Origin of the sequence: Lamprobacter modestohalophilus, from assembly GCF_016583905.1 — a bacterium.
Classification (GTDB): Bacteria; Pseudomonadota; Gammaproteobacteria; order Chromatiales; family Chromatiaceae; genus Lamprobacter; species Lamprobacter modestohalophilus.
In genome coordinates this window covers 107,598-121,055 of the sequence record NZ_NRRY01000002.1, presented here as the reverse complement: position 1 = coordinate 121,055, position 13,458 = coordinate 107,598, and the positions used below count along the sequence as shown (strand labels likewise).

At 60.8% G+C, this 13,458-nt stretch carries 16 protein-coding genes and 1 pseudogene; 4 read left to right on the top strand and 13 right to left on the bottom strand.

Annotation, left to right across the window (positions count from 1 at the left end; all coding sequences use genetic code 11):
• Window positions 1-3: 3 nt before the first annotated feature.
• Window positions 4-1,050, bottom strand: a complete 1,047-nt coding sequence (locus CKO42_RS01670) for a rod shape-determining protein (RefSeq protein ID WP_200237453.1) — start codon at window positions 1,048-1,050, stop codon at window positions 4-6.
• Window positions 1,051-1,690: 640 nt separating this feature from the next.
• Here CKO42_RS01670 and gatC point away from each other — a divergent pair.
• From gatC to CKO42_RS01655, 3 genes are all read left to right on the top strand, one after another.
• Window positions 1,691-1,978: an Asp-tRNA(Asn)/Glu-tRNA(Gln) amidotransferase subunit GatC gene (gatC, locus tag CKO42_RS01665; protein ID WP_200237448.1), complete on the top strand. Its 288-nt coding sequence runs from the start codon at window positions 1,691-1,693 to the stop codon at window positions 1,976-1,978.
• 5 nt (window positions 1,979-1,983) lie between these two features.
• Window positions 1,984-3,441, top strand: a complete 1,458-nt coding sequence (gene gatA, locus CKO42_RS01660) for an Asp-tRNA(Asn)/Glu-tRNA(Gln) amidotransferase subunit GatA (protein WP_200237445.1) — start codon at window positions 1,984-1,986, stop codon at window positions 3,439-3,441.
• A gap of 170 nt (window positions 3,442-3,611) precedes the next feature.
• Window positions 3,612-5,060, top strand: a complete 1,449-nt coding sequence (locus CKO42_RS01655) for a sensor domain-containing diguanylate cyclase (protein ID WP_200237441.1) — start codon at window positions 3,612-3,614, stop codon at window positions 5,058-5,060.
• A 65-nt stretch (window positions 5,061-5,125) separates the two neighbouring features.
• Here CKO42_RS01655 and CKO42_RS01650 read toward each other — a convergent pair whose 3' ends face one another.
• The 12 genes and pseudogenes from CKO42_RS01650 to CKO42_RS01595 all read right to left on the bottom strand — a co-directional run bounded on the left by CKO42_RS01650 (window position 5,126) and on the right by CKO42_RS01595 (window position 11,656).
• Window positions 5,126-5,311, bottom strand: a complete 186-nt coding sequence (locus tag CKO42_RS01650) for a hypothetical protein (protein WP_200237438.1) — start codon at window positions 5,309-5,311, stop codon at window positions 5,126-5,128.
• Window positions 5,286-5,639 carry a hypothetical protein gene (locus CKO42_RS01645; RefSeq protein ID WP_200237435.1) on the bottom strand — a complete coding sequence of 118 codons (354 nt, stop codon included), beginning with the start codon at window positions 5,637-5,639 and terminating at the stop codon, window positions 5,286-5,288. The genes CKO42_RS01650 and CKO42_RS01645 overlap by 26 nt, the downstream gene beginning before the upstream one ends.
• Window positions 5,612-6,037, bottom strand: a complete 426-nt coding sequence (locus CKO42_RS01640) for an ATP-binding protein (protein ID WP_200237431.1) — start codon at window positions 6,035-6,037, stop codon at window positions 5,612-5,614. The genes CKO42_RS01645 and CKO42_RS01640 overlap by 28 nt, the downstream gene beginning before the upstream one ends.
• A complete protein-coding gene (locus CKO42_RS01635) occupies window positions 6,034-6,279 on the bottom strand; it encodes a CopG family antitoxin (RefSeq protein WP_200237427.1) in 246 nt (81 codons plus the stop codon). The genes CKO42_RS01640 and CKO42_RS01635 overlap by 4 nt, the downstream gene beginning before the upstream one ends.
• Before the next feature lie 162 nt (window positions 6,280-6,441).
• Complete coding sequence (locus CKO42_RS01630; RefSeq protein WP_200237422.1) at window positions 6,442-7,752, bottom strand: AAA family ATPase; 1,311 nt, start codon at window positions 7,750-7,752, stop codon at window positions 6,442-6,444.
• Window positions 7,749-8,312, bottom strand: coding sequence for a DUF4276 family protein (locus CKO42_RS01625; RefSeq protein WP_200237418.1), 564 nt, complete (start codon window positions 8,310-8,312; stop codon window positions 7,749-7,751). The genes CKO42_RS01630 and CKO42_RS01625 overlap by 4 nt, the downstream gene beginning before the upstream one ends.
• Entirely contained in the window at window positions 8,309-9,499 is a 1,191-nt protein-coding gene (locus CKO42_RS01620) for an AAA family ATPase (RefSeq protein ID WP_200237412.1), read from the bottom strand. The genes CKO42_RS01625 and CKO42_RS01620 overlap by 4 nt, the downstream gene beginning before the upstream one ends.
• Window positions 9,500-9,530: 31 nt before the next feature.
• A complete protein-coding gene (locus CKO42_RS01615) occupies window positions 9,531-9,857 on the bottom strand; it encodes a four helix bundle protein (protein ID WP_200237409.1) in 327 nt (108 codons plus the stop codon).
• A 292-nt stretch (window positions 9,858-10,149) separates the two neighbouring features.
• Window positions 10,150-10,353: pseudogene (locus CKO42_RS27050) on the bottom strand (DUF1156 domain-containing protein); the annotation flags it as partial.
• Window positions 10,354-10,356: 3 nt separating this feature from the next.
• Window positions 10,357-10,701, bottom strand: coding sequence for a type II toxin-antitoxin system PemK/MazF family toxin (locus tag CKO42_RS01605; protein ID WP_200237406.1), 345 nt, complete (start codon window positions 10,699-10,701; stop codon window positions 10,357-10,359).
• The gene (locus tag CKO42_RS01600) at window positions 10,691-10,948 is read right to left on the bottom strand and encodes a hypothetical protein (protein WP_200237401.1); all 258 of its coding nucleotides are present in this window, start codon (window positions 10,946-10,948) and stop codon (window positions 10,691-10,693) included. The genes CKO42_RS01605 and CKO42_RS01600 overlap by 11 nt, the downstream gene beginning before the upstream one ends.
• Before the next feature lie 111 nt (window positions 10,949-11,059).
• Entirely contained in the window at window positions 11,060-11,656 is a 597-nt protein-coding gene (locus CKO42_RS01595; protein ID WP_200237396.1) for a protein NO VEIN domain-containing protein, read from the bottom strand.
• A 211-nt stretch (window positions 11,657-11,867) separates the two neighbouring features.
• Here CKO42_RS01595 and gatB point away from each other — a divergent pair, with 211 nt between their 5' ends.
• Window positions 11,868-13,310, top strand: coding sequence for an Asp-tRNA(Asn)/Glu-tRNA(Gln) amidotransferase subunit GatB (gatB, locus tag CKO42_RS01590; RefSeq protein ID WP_200237386.1), 1,443 nt, complete (start codon window positions 11,868-11,870; stop codon window positions 13,308-13,310).
• Window positions 13,311-13,458 lie beyond the last annotated feature (148 nt).

Below are 13,458 nucleotides of genomic sequence, written 5' to 3'. Positions count from 1 at the left end.
GCATCACTCGACCGAGAAGACCTCGAGGCCGCGTCGATCCATCATCTCCAGCGCCTTACCACCTCCGCGCGCAACGCAGGTCAGCGGATTTTCGGCCACCACCACCGGCAGCCCGGTCTCCTCCGAGATCAACCGATCGAGATCGCGCAGCAAGGCGCCACCGCCAGTGAGCACGATGCCCCGTTCAGCGACATCAGCACCTAGCTCAGGTGGCGTTTGCTCAAGCGCATTCTTCACCGCACTGACGATGCTATGCAGCGGCTCTTGTAAGGCCTCCAAGATCTCGTTGCTGTTCAGAGTAAAGCTGCGTGGCATCCCTTCTGCTAGGTTGCGACCTCGGACCTCGATCTCGAGCACCTCTTCACCCGGGAAGGCGGTGCCGATCTCGTGCTTGATGCGCTCGGCCGTAGCCTCACCAATGAAGGTTCCATAATTGCGACGGACGTAGTTGATGATGCTGTCATCGAAGGTATCGCCGCCGATCCGCGCCGAGCTCGAGAACACGATCCCGTTGAGAGAGATCACGGCCACCTCGGAGGTTCCGCCACCGATGTCCAACACCATCGAGCCCTGCGGCTCATCGACCGGAAGTCCAGCACCAATCGCCGCCGCCATCGGCTCTTCGATCAGATAGACCTCGCGCGCGCCGGCCCCGTAGGCGGATTCCTTGATCGCCCGTCGCTCGACCTGAGTCGAGCCGCAGGGCACGCAGACCAGGACACGTGGACTGGGTCGAATCAGTCGAGATTCGTGTACCTTGTGAATGAACCACTGCAGCATCTTCTCGGTGACGGTGAAATCAGCGATCACACCATCCTTGAGGGGCCGGATCGCAACGATGTTCTGCGGCGTTCGCCCCCGCATCTGCTTAGCCTCTTCGCCAACCGCAGCCACCGACTTGCGGCCCCCATCCTGATCTTGGCGAATCGCCACCACCGACGGCTCATCGAGCACGATCCCCTGCCCGCGAGCATAGATCAGCGTGTTAGCGGTTCCGAGGTCGATCGATAGATCGTTCGAGAACAGCCCTCGGATACGTCTCAGGAACATCGGTAGCTCACTCCAGCGTTATCAGCTGCATGCGCCCGACGACGGCGCGTGAAATGAAGGCGCCGCTGAACAGGCGGCATCGGATCGTCGCATCTAGGCCATTAAAGGGAAATCTCGGCGCCGACGGTGTGCTGATCGAGTCGAATGGCTCGGACCCGAAGCACGCCGTGTGGGTTGGCTTTGGCAATGCTGTTCAGCATAGCTCAGCCGCAGCGGCGCGATTCTCGAGATAGACATTGTCGCTTCTTGTCGGCAATTTCGGCGACATAAACGTTCGCTAATCTAGCAACGGAGCTTTCACTGAGCAAGCGGATCATCGGCCGCCCGCACGAGCAACCTTTATCCGAGAGGCCAAACCCAACCACAAGGGCCAGGTATTTCGGCCGCGCTCGGCTGCCCGGGGACCAGCGGCTTGTGGTAATTTGACAGTGAAAGCTGAACCTAACGCATAGGGCGCGGCGGCGCCCCAGACAATGCAGCACATCGGAGAAGCGCGTGAGAGGCCCGTTAACGATTGCGCCTATGTCGCCAGCCCGGACCATGAAACGTCTATCTCGCGAGCGTCCGTGCCGCGTTGACCCGGCTCAGCCTGACATCCGAGACCTCAACCCCGAAGACCTCAAACCGGCATATTTCCATCATGGCCCTCGACACCAGCGACGTTGCCAAGATCGCGCACCTCGCCCGACTCGCCATCAGCGACGGTGAACGCGATCACTTTAGCACCGAACTCAGCAGCATTCTCAACCTCGTCGAGCAGATGAGCGCCATCGACACCACGGGCGTCGAGCCCATGGCGCATCCGCTGCATATGGCGCAGCGACTCCGCCCCGACCAGGTCACCGAAACGGACAACCGTGACCAGTTCCAACAGATTGCGCCACAGACTGAGGACGGACTCTACCTGGTGCCGAAGGTAATTGAGTGACACCAATGCATGATCAATCGATGAGCGCGCTCGGCGCTGCGCTGCGCGCGCGCGCGATCTCAGCGCGCGAGCTGACCGAACAGTATCTCAAGCGCATCGAGCAGCTCAACGCCAAGATCAACGCCTATATCACGGTCACCGCTGAACAGGCACTGGCCGCTGCCGAGCGTGCCGATCAGCAGCTCGCCGCTGGCACCGCCGGACCGCTAACCGGCATCCCAATCGCGCACAAGGACATCTTCTGCACCAATGGGGTCAAGACCAGCTGCGGCTCGCGCATGCTCGACAACTTCGTCGCGCCCTATAACGCAACCGTCGTCGAACGCCTACAGGCCGCTGGCATGCCGATGCTGGGCAAGACCAACATGGATGAGTTCGCGATGGGCTCATCCAACGAAACCAGCTTCTTCGGACCAGTGCACAACCCCTGGGATCTCGAGCGCGTGCCTGGCGGCTCCTCGGGCGGTTCGGCTGCAGCCGTTGCGGCTGGACTCTGTGTTGCCGCCACCGGCACCGACACCGGCGGCTCGATCCGCCAGCCGGCGGCCTTCTGCGGCGTCACCGGCATCAAGCCGACCTACGGCCGCTGCTCGCGCTGGGGTATGATCGCCTTCGCCTCGAGCCTAGATCAGGCCGGGGTCTTTGCCCGTAGCGCCGCCGATGCCGCGCTGGTGCTGCAAGCCATGGCCGGCTTCGACGAGCGCGATTCGACCAGTGCCAAGGAGCCGGTGCCAGACTACGCCGCTCAGCTCGAGGACAGCATCGCCGGCCTCAAGATCGGCCTACCCAAGGAATACTTCGGCGAAGGGCTCGACCCCGGTGTCGCAGCCTCGATCGAGGCCGCGATCAAGGAGTACGAAGCGCTCGGCGCCAGCGTGCGCGAGATCAGCCTGCCCAATGCCCCCCTATCGGTGCCGGTCTACTATGTCGTCGCCCCGGCCGAGTGCTCATCCAACCTCGCGCGCTTCGACGGCGTCCGCTATGGCCATCGCTGCGAGGCGCCGAAGGATCTCGAGGACCTCTACAAGCGCAGCCGCGCCGAAGGCTTCGGCCCCGAGGTCAAGCGCCGCATCATGATCGGCACCTATGTGCTCTCCGCCGGCTACTACGACGCCTATTACCTCAAAGCGCAGCAGTTGCGGCATCTGATCAGCGACGACTTCAGCCACGCCTTCGAGCAGGTCGATGTGATCATGGGCCCCACCACCCCGAGCACCGCCTTTGCGCTCGGTGCCAAATCCAATGATCCGGTGGCTATGTACCTCAACGACATCTACACCATCGCCACCAACCTCGCCGGCCTGCCAGGTCTGTCGATCCCGGTCGCACCGGCCGATGGCATGCCCGTCGGGCTGCAACTGATCGGCGACGTCTTCCAAGAAGGACGACTGCTGAACATTGCTCACCGATTGCAGCAGGCGACCGATTGGCATCGCATGACGCCCAGCCTCAGTGCCGGCTGAAACTTCCATTGAGCGCCCAACTCAGTCCGAACCTGAACCCTAAATTTAGCCCAAACATGGGCTTCTGGGTGGGCACAACGCGCAACCCGCAACGGTGCGCACAAGGCTTTGCGCCGTGAAGTCAGCATCGCAGCACTGCCGCTGACGGCCCTAACATTAGGATCAACCGCATGCGCCTCAGCATCAACAGCGGCAACCGGCTGATCCTGACCCTCGGCGCCATCCTGGTTGCCGGCTTCCTCGCGGTCAACCTCTACAGCCTGCGCGTCTCCAGCGATGCCCTGCGCGAGCTGCTGGTCCGCAACACCCTGCCGCTGACCAGCAACAACATCTACTCCGACATCCAAGAAAGCCTCCTGCGCCCGATCTATATCGCCTCGCTGATGGCGCACGACACCTTCCTCATCGACTGGATGACCAGCGGCGAGCAGGACCCGGAGCAGGTCCAGCGTTATCTGCAAGCGATTCAGCAGCGATACGACGTCTTCTCCGCCTTCGTCGTCTCCGACCTGAGCCATCGCTACTACCACTTCGACGGCATCCTCAAGACCGTCACGCCGACCTCGCTGAAGGATCAATGGTTCTTCTCGATGCGCTCACACCCCAGCGCCTATCGGGTCGACATCGACACCAACGAAGCCGCCAAGCACCGGCTGACGATCTTCATCAACCACAAGATCCAGGATCAAGACGGGCGCTACCTCGGCATTACCGGGCTAGGGCTCGAGGTGGCGACCATGTCGAGCCTGATCGCTAGCTACAAGGAGCGCTACGACCGCGACATCTTCTTCGTCAACCGCCTCGGCCTGGTCCAAAGCCATGTCGAGGAAGCGCTGATCGGCACTGTCAACATCTACCAACGGGAAGGGATTCGAGCCGTCGCCGAGCAGATTCTCAGTGGCGAGGAGGGATCACTGCGCTACAGCGGTGAACAGGGACCTGTCTTCGTTCGCTACCGCTACATCCCCGAGCTGGACTGGGTCTTGATCGTCGAGCAGCCCGAGCACAGCGCGCTCGCCTCGCTGCGCACCGCGTTCTATCGCAACCTCGCGGTCGGCGCGGGCATCACCCTGATCGTACTCTTGATCAGCGCCGTCAGTGTGCGGCGCTTCCAGAGGCGTCTCGAGCGCTTGGCGACGACCGACAAACTCTCCGGGCTCCACAACCGACAGAACTTCGAGACCCTGTACAAACAGGCCACCGCGCATGCCGAGCGCCAACAGCGGCCACTGTCGCTGCTGATGTTCGACATCGACCGCTTCAAGCATATCAACGATCAGCATGGCCACCTTGCCGGCGACCGGGTGATCGAGCAGATCGCCAGCATCGCCCAAGCCCGACGCCGCGGCACCGACGTCGTCGCGCGCTGGGGCGGCGACGAGTTCGTGATGCTGCTCAGCGACTGCCCGATCACTGAGGCCGAGCGCTTGGCCGAAGGGCTCTGTCGCGATGCACGCGAGTCGATCGAGGTGCCCAATTGCAATCGGCCCGTCACCCTCAGTATTGGCGTCGTTCCCTACCAGCAGGGCGACAGTCTCGACGAACTGCTTGCGCACGCCGACACACTGCTCTATCAGGCCAAGGCCGCAGGGCGTGATCAGGTGGTTGCAGCGGCCTAGTCTTGCTCTGGCCCCGTTGATCGATCCCTGCTGCTTGCTTTGACGTCGCCGAAATCCTGATCACGCTACTCCCCTTCAAACTCCGCCGAGCCAAACTTCAACACGCTACAGTTCTCCTTGATCGTCCGCTGCAGGTTCTCATCGAACCCTGTCGTGCTCTTAGCCTGGATGTCGATTGAGATGCTGACGTCCACGCCGACCCGAGCGGTGAACTGCTCGATGATCTCATCGACGATCTGCGCGAAATCCATCTTTGCCTTGACCGGATCGACCTCGATGCTGCCGTAGAACTGCGTCTTGGCCGGGGTGCCGATCGAAGACCTCGGGGTGGATCGGATAGGCGGCGCACAGGCGCTCAAAGTAGACGTTGGACTGGGTCTCGTTCGGTAGCTTGCTGCTGTGGGCGCGGTAGAAGTCGGAGAACTGGCGCGCGATGCCCTCGACCTCGGCGCGCTCGCCCGGGTGCTCGAACAGCCGCCGGCGGACGATCTCGAAGGCATCTTCGCTGGCCACCGGCTTCCACACCGATTCGACCCGTCCAAAGTATTTCTCTAGCGCGTTGAGGGTGTGCTGGCCCATGCTGCCGCCGATCTCGAGATCCGATTCCGGCAGCGAGGCGAGCAGGAGGGCGTTAGGGACGGCCTTGAGTGCCTCGGTGAGGGCTTGGATGAAGCTGAGATTGGAGTCGAAGGTGCCGGCGCGGTAGTGCTGGCCAGGCTCGAACTGACGCAGGAAGGCGACCAGCTCACCGGATCGCCGCCCTGCCCGGCCAGGCGCTGGGCGACCGAGATCAGCAGCAGGCGCATGCCCTCGGTGATGAAGGTGCGGGCGAAGAAGGCCTCGGCGTCTTGGTACTCGGGTGGTGCGGTGCCGTTGGCGACTTGGGAGATGTCAGCGGCGAACTCGGATTGCTTGAAGGTGCCTTGCAGGACATCCTTGTGTGGGCGGGCGATCTCGCGCCAGGGTTTGAGGCTCATCGTTCACCGAGGCGTTCATGCGCCCATTGTGAGAGTAACTCTCCCTCTGAGAGCTGAGCTTGGCGCGCCTTGGAGCGCAGCGCGCGGGCGTCGCGGGTGGAAAGACGCACTTGAAATCGGTCTGCTTGTTGAAACACGGGGGCTGTGACTTCTTCAAGCTCGTCGTCGAAATCGGTCAGGTCATGGGCTTGCCAAAACTCAGCAAGCTCCGAGATTGAATCGGTGTTGGGTAGGTGTTTCATGTGCACTCGCCGGTATGGTACAGGCTGGCAGCCAGGAATAAGTCTGCCGAGCCATCGTCGAAAGACTCAAAGATCGTCGCTGGGCCGCCTCCGCATCGAGCGGTGGCTGTTGATGCGCCCGCGTTAAGGGATAGGTGCCCTCGCCTTCCTTGCGGATCATTCTCACCGTTGCAGCGCCTCCTGCCGGCGGATGCTGCGCTCGATCTTCTGAATTTGTGGATGATGCGGGTTGATGCGCTGTTTGAGCATCTCGATCAACTCACAAGCGCGCTCGCTGCGAAAATACCCCTGGTCGACCAATTCGGTCAGCTCCTCGAGCAGGGCCTTTTCGGGTACTGGTGGCTGCGGATCAACCTGCATCACGGCTTGCAGGACATCCTGGCTCGGCTCGCCGTAAGAGAAGGCTTTGGGCTCGGTGGCAACGGCGATGCCCCGATCGCGGAAACCAAGCAGACGGATGCATTCCCGCCGCACGGTAGTCAATACCTGGGGGCTGTGCGTGGTGACGATGAATTGGATGCGCGGAAAAGCGCCGCGTAAGGTGGCGATAATCTGCTGTTGCCAGGCCGGATGAAGGTGCATATCGACCTCGTCGATCAGGACCAGACCGGGCGTTTGAGCCGGCGCCGCCATGCTCAGGTGCGGGTTCAGCTTAACGCAGCGCCAAGCGAGATCGGCAATCAGCGAGACCAAGGCACGCACCCCATCGCTGAGTAAACTGACCGGCAGGATGGCGCTGTCGGCCTGATGCATGGCCAGCTCATCATGCGAAAAACTGTAGTGCAGATGACTCCAGCCCAAGGGCTTTAGGACACCTTCAACCGTTGACTGGATCGCCTTGATCTGCGCGCCGATGGCTTGCCCAGCATAGGTCTCTGGCATCTGCTGCTCCTGTAAAGCGGCCAAGGTCGCGCTCTTCATCCAGACCTGCAGCTGGAGGTAACTGGATGCCGAGGTTAGGCAATCTTCATATCCCATGGAGCGGCTAGCGCTGAGCACCTTGTTGCGTTCCAGCAGCTTGTGCTGTTTCCACAGCCGGCTTGTGCCGTAGTACGCAATCGCGGGCAGAGTCACTGGCTCTAGCCTGCGCACTTGCGCCATCATCTGCTTCCCGTGCTGGACCAGCTCAGCCACATCCCTGCTGGTGGTGCGGTTCTTCGGCCCGGTCAACTCGCGGCTCTGAGCGCGGACAGGCGGGATCTGAAAGTCAACCTCGATTCGGACCGGGTATTGCTCCTCGCTCTCCGGTGACTGCGTTTGGCTGCTGTAGCGCGCATCCGTGGCACTGAATCCATGCGCTTTGCCCATATCGAATGCGCCCACGAAACTGCTGATCAGGATCGAAAGCGCGTCAAGTACCGTGGTCTTGCCCTGACCGTTCGGAGCAACCAGTACGGTTAGCTCTGGATGAACATCGACGCTCAGCGCGGAGAACCGTCTGAAGTTAGTCAGGGTGAGCTGGCTGATGATCATAATCGTTCAGCTCCTGCAAGACGTTGAATTCCAGTGATCAGCACATTGAAGCTACGAGATCGATTAGTCGACGGATTCAGCTCGCGACCAATCGCACGCGATCCGGCGACTTTTTGGTAGGTCGGGGCAAGCCGCTTCAGTTCCTGGGCCGCGTTGGGCAGGCGATCCGATTCGCGATACTTCGCGCTGCGATCCTGCTTGGCCAGGTTCCGCGGACCAATCGCACGACCCACCGCTGCCAGATCGCCGAGATAGAAGCTCTCTAGCTCACGACAGGCGATCCGCACCAGGGCACTGGGCTGCCCCGCCGCGCAACAGGTCGCAACCAGACTAGACTTGATCGCCTTGCAGTCGCCGGAATCCTGATCACGCATGACGATGAACTGACTCTTTGGGTACCGCCAGGCCCGTAAGCGGATGGGTAGGCGCTTCTCCAGATCCTGCTTGCCTTCAAAGACGACGAATTGGGTCGTGTACTGCTCTGGCAGCACCTTGGGTAAAATCCCTTGCAACAGTTCTTTCGCCGACGGCTCTTCAAGAAAGAAGACCAAATGTGTCATTGTGGTCCAGCCCCCCGAAAGAATCCCTCCTTCCAGAGATAGCCCATCTGATCCCCCTCGGCCATGAAGGCGGCAATCTGTTCATCATCGCGCGCACGCTTGATCTTGGTCGATCCCTGCTCCCTGATGAGCCAATAGACTTCGTCAAGCCGTGTTGCATTCAAAAAATCAGGCGAATGGGTGGAGACCAAGACCTGCCCGCCCTGCTCGGCATAGGCGCGGAATTCTTCGGCAAGCTCCCACAGCAAGGTCGGGTAGAGCTGATTCTCAGGTTCTTCAATACAAAGCAGTGGATGCGGATCGGGGTCATACAGTAAGACCAGATACGCAAACAGCTTGATCGTGCCATCGGAGACATAGCGATCAATAAAAGGATCGGTAAATTGCTCATCCTGAAAACACAAGATGAGACGACCATCTTGCGTCAAGACTGGCTCGACATCGCTGATACCGGGAACGCGATGCTGCATCACCGAGACGATCTTGGCAAAGCGCTCCGGGTCGTTCTCAAACAGATTGCGCGCAACGCGCTGGAGGTTATCGCCGGTCACTGAGAGATGATTTGATTCCCCAATCGCATCTTTACTGCCTCTGGCAAGATTGATATGGACATCGGAGACATGCCAATTTTCGAGCAGTTGACGCAGGGCATTCGCCGCCTTGAAGCGCTCGAACTGCCCGAGGCCCTTAATCGCTAGGGCATCGCGGGCGACAGTTTGCTGTTCGCGTTCAAGTGCATCATCCTGCTGATCGAAAGCCTCCTCATTCGTTACCGCCGAGCCCACCCCGTTGACGAAGTCAACGAAATGTAATGCTGAGCCATGGCGTCCGCGCTTGTATCTCAGGATCTCGCGTCTCACCACCGGCTGACGCTCATCGAGTCCGATCTGAAGCAAATAGGTCACGAGACGCTCGACATCGGCAATCTCCATCCGAAAGCGCAGCTCGATCTCGATTGATTCACGTTGATCGACGCCGCGACTGATGACCTCATGAAAGCCTCCACGTGCCTGCAGCGCCTGACGGACATTGAAGGTCAGACAATCCTTGAGAAAGCCAAAGACATCGAATAGGGTCGATTTCCCCGAGCCGTTGGCCCCGACGATGACACAAAAGGGTGGGAGATCGTCGATGCGGGCATCGTGAAAATTCTTGAAGTTTTTAAGCCGGATTGATTCAATAATCATTGGATGCCCTCACAGCACCAAGCCGATCTGCTCACCCTGCGAACTGGTCTCGTAGGAAGCAGCGACGATGGCGCTCCAGGAGGCGTTGCTCCGGAAACCAACCGATCTGCTCGCAGAGTGTCAGCAGTGTCTCGGTCTCCGCGAGCGACCCTTGAGCAATCGCTAGAAACTGCATCTTTTCCCGATCCGACTCTCCCGTCCAACCCTCGGCAATGTTCGCTGGAATCGAGACGGCCGCGCGCGTGATCTGCGAGCGCATCCCGTACGTTTCCTCTCTCGGCAACCTCGGTACCAGACGATAAACCTCCCTCGCCGCCAACATCGCCTTCTGCCAAACAATCGCCTCCCGATAATGCATCACACGCACTCCTGACTCCTCTCAACTCACTCCTCTCCTCCAGCGGCAGCGCACCACCGCCGGCGAACGGATCATGGAAGGCGGGGAGCTTGTCCGGATTGAACAGCTTGGCGGCCTGCGGATGGTCGCGGTTCAACTGGCAGGTCTCCCGCCAGCTTTCGCGGATGGCCTCACGGGCGCGCTCGAGCACCTCCTCGTTGTTGGTGTTCTCCCACTTGACCAGATCGCGGATGATGGCGAACAGCTTCTCGCGCTTGATCTCGGCCTCTTGCTTGTTGACGCCGTATTTGAAGCCGCCGTCCTGCTGATAGCTGGGGTCGTTGACCATCTGCGCGAAGATCACCGCCCGCGCTGCCGCCAGCGGTCGCCGTGCCCACCAGAGATGCAGGGTGCTCGGGTGCCCGTGGCGGATCGACTTCTCGCGCGCTATGGCGGCGTTGATGTCGTCGAGCGGTAGGGCGACCTCGATCAGCTTTTTTGGGGATTTGATGGTCATCGCTTATGTTGCAAAGGCATGGAGCCGTTTCAGCCGGTCTTGAACAACGGCCGCATCTGTTGCTGATAATTGGCCCAATTGCCCGAGAATCAGTGATTGATCCAGCGTGAACAATTTCATCCGTACAATGGACGCAACAGATAAACCGGCCTCTCTGGGCGAATCCAACGACACATCGAGCGGCCAGCTTGAGCGTTTTGCCGTCGTAATCATGGCGAGCACCAGGTGCCCGGACGGCGCATTAAACGCCTGTTCGTCGGAGATGACCAAGGCGGGGCGGCGCTTGCTTGCGGTCTTATCGGTAAAGGGAAAGGGTACGCGCACCACCGCATAGCGGTCATAGCTCACGCCATGCCTCCTCGTCTTCTGCGCTGTTCCACTCCCCGAGCGTGTCGCTGACCGCCGAGAGATAAGGCTCTTCGCCGCCCGGCAGGCATCTGATGGTCATGGTTGCATCAGCCAGATCCTCAGCATCTTCGAGATAATGCTCCACAAGTGCGGCAACCACTTGTTCTGGAGTCTGACCACGAGACCTCGCTAATCCAGCCAGTGCAGTTGCGGCCTGATCAGGAATCTGCACGCTAAGATTTGTCATGTGCTTATTACCTCAAACATTCAGCCAGCTGATTCTTTTTCAGCAGACGTTGGAAATGTGATTCAATCGGTCAAAGCTCGTCGTCGAGCAACGGCAGGATCTCCAGCTGTCTCAACAGTCTAGCGCATCTGGGGCAACGGCCCGCGCCAGCAGCTCATCCAGACGATAGTTGATGCTGGCCACCCCGAAATCTGGCTCGCTACTAAACGGATTGCGCAAGTAAAACGGCCCCTCGGGCTGCTCGCCATCGACGATCACGATCGCCAGAATGAACTGCTCGGCCTGATTCAGCCCGTAGAGGATCTCGTTGCGGCTAACCGTGATGGTGGTCTGGCCCTTGGCGCGACCCTTGACCTCGATATGGCGATCGGGCGGCAATGAGCCGTCGGGGCGCTGTGGCGGACGGGCAGTGAGATCCCAGCCGCACTTCTCAGCGCTGACGTCCTTGACCTGATGGCCGAGCGCGATCTCGGCGGCGGTGACCGCTTGAATGGCGATCCGCTCGATGCGGGCGCGTGCCTCGGCATCGGCCTTCGCATCCGCTAAGGGCGCTGTCTCGCCTTTGCGCGCGGCGAGCAGTCCTTGCGGGATCACCAGCGCGCCGGCCATCACCACCGGGGTGCTGGAGACGACGGTCTTCATCGCGTTCAGCTCGGCAGTGCGCTGCTGCAACCGCGCGCTCAGCTCATCGCCCCGGCGCTTGGCCATCTCCGGCTGCAGGCGCGGCTGCTTGCCAGCTTTGACGTTGTCGGTCAGCTTCAGGTAGCGGCGCCTTGCCTCTGGCTTTTCATACGCTGGCTTTCCTGTCGCGAGCTTCCCGGTCGTCTTGGGCTAGAATGCAGCGTCATCCGCAACCAGACGCCGGCCGCCCCGTTCCGTGGCACGAGCGCGGCAAGCCCCCAACGAGAACCGAATCCGCATGCAATGGGAACCCGTGATCGGGCTGGAGATCCATACCCAGCTCGCGACTGAATCGAAGATCTTTTCCGGTGCCTCCACCGCCTTTGGTGCGGAGCCGAATACCCAGGCCTGCGCGATCGATCTCGGCCTGCCGGGGGTGCTGCCAGTGCTGAACCTAGGCGCGGTGCAGCGAGCGGTGCAGTTTGGGCGCGCGATCGGTGCTGAGATCGCGCCGCGCTCGGTCTTTGCGCGCAAGAACTACTTCTATCCGGATCTGCCCAAGGGCTACCAGATCAGCCAGTACGAGCTGCCGATCGTCGGCAAAGGCAAGCTCGAGATCGTTCTCGACGATGGTTCGCAGCGGACCATCGGTGTCACCCGCGCGCATCTTGAAGAAGACGCCGGTAAGTCACTGCATGAAACCTTCTCGGGTGCCGGTGGCGGTCTCACTGGGATCGACCTCAATCGTGCCGGCACCCCGCTGCTGGAGATCGTCTCCGAGCCGGATCTGCGCTCGGCCGAAGAGGCCGTGGCCTACGCGCGTAAGATCCATCAGCTGGTGCGCTGGATCGGCATCAGCGACGGCAACATGCAGGAGGGCTCGTTTCGGGTCGATGCCAATGTCTCGGTGCGTCGTCCCGGCGCCCCTTTTGGCACCCGTGCCGAGATCAAGAACATCAACTCCTTCCGCTTCCTGCAGCGGGCGATCCTGTTCGAGATCGAGCGCCAGATCGAGCTGCTCGAGGACGGCGGCACGGTGGTTCAGGAGACCCGGCTCTATGATGCCGACAAGGACGAGACGCGCTCGATGCGCAGCAAGGAGGAGGCCAACGACTACCGCTACTTCCCCGATCCCGATCTGTTGCCGGTCGAGCTCGACGAGTCCTTTGTCGAGGAGGCCACCGCCGATCTGCCCGAGCTGCCCGATGCGATGCGACATCGCTTCCGCGACGCTTACGGCATCAACGACGCGGACGCCATTCAGCTCACCAGCAGCCGCGCCACGGCGGCCTACTTCGAGCAGGTAGTCGATCACACAGGCGATGCCAAGCTCGCTGCGAACTGGATCAACGGCAGCCTAGCCGCGGCACTGAACAAGGCGGGTCTCGAGATCAGCGACAGCCCGCTCAGCAGCGGGCAGCTCGCCGGGCTGATCAAGCGCATCCAAGACAACACCCTCTCCGGCAAGATCGCAAAGCAGGTGTTCGAGGCGATCTGGGCCGGCGAAGGCGACGCCGATCAGGTGATCGAGGCCAAGGGCCTAAAGCAGATCACCGACAGCGGCGCCATCGAGCAGATGATCGATGCGATCATCGCTGCCAACCCGCAGCAGGTCGAGCAATATCGCGCTGGCAAGGAGAAGGTCTTCGGCTTCTTCGTCGGCCAGGTGATGAAGCAGAGCCAGGGCAAGGCCAACCCACAGCAGGTCAACGACCTGCTCAAGGTGAAGCTCCAGGGTTGAGTCAGATTCGTCACCGCGATGAGCGGCGATTCGCTGAGCAGTTGTCCATCATCAGGCGGACAGCAACAGCCGACGAGCAACACCGGTTTAGCCACAGCTGCAGACTAAGTGGCCGTCCATTTTCTACTTCCCGATGATCGCCCAATAC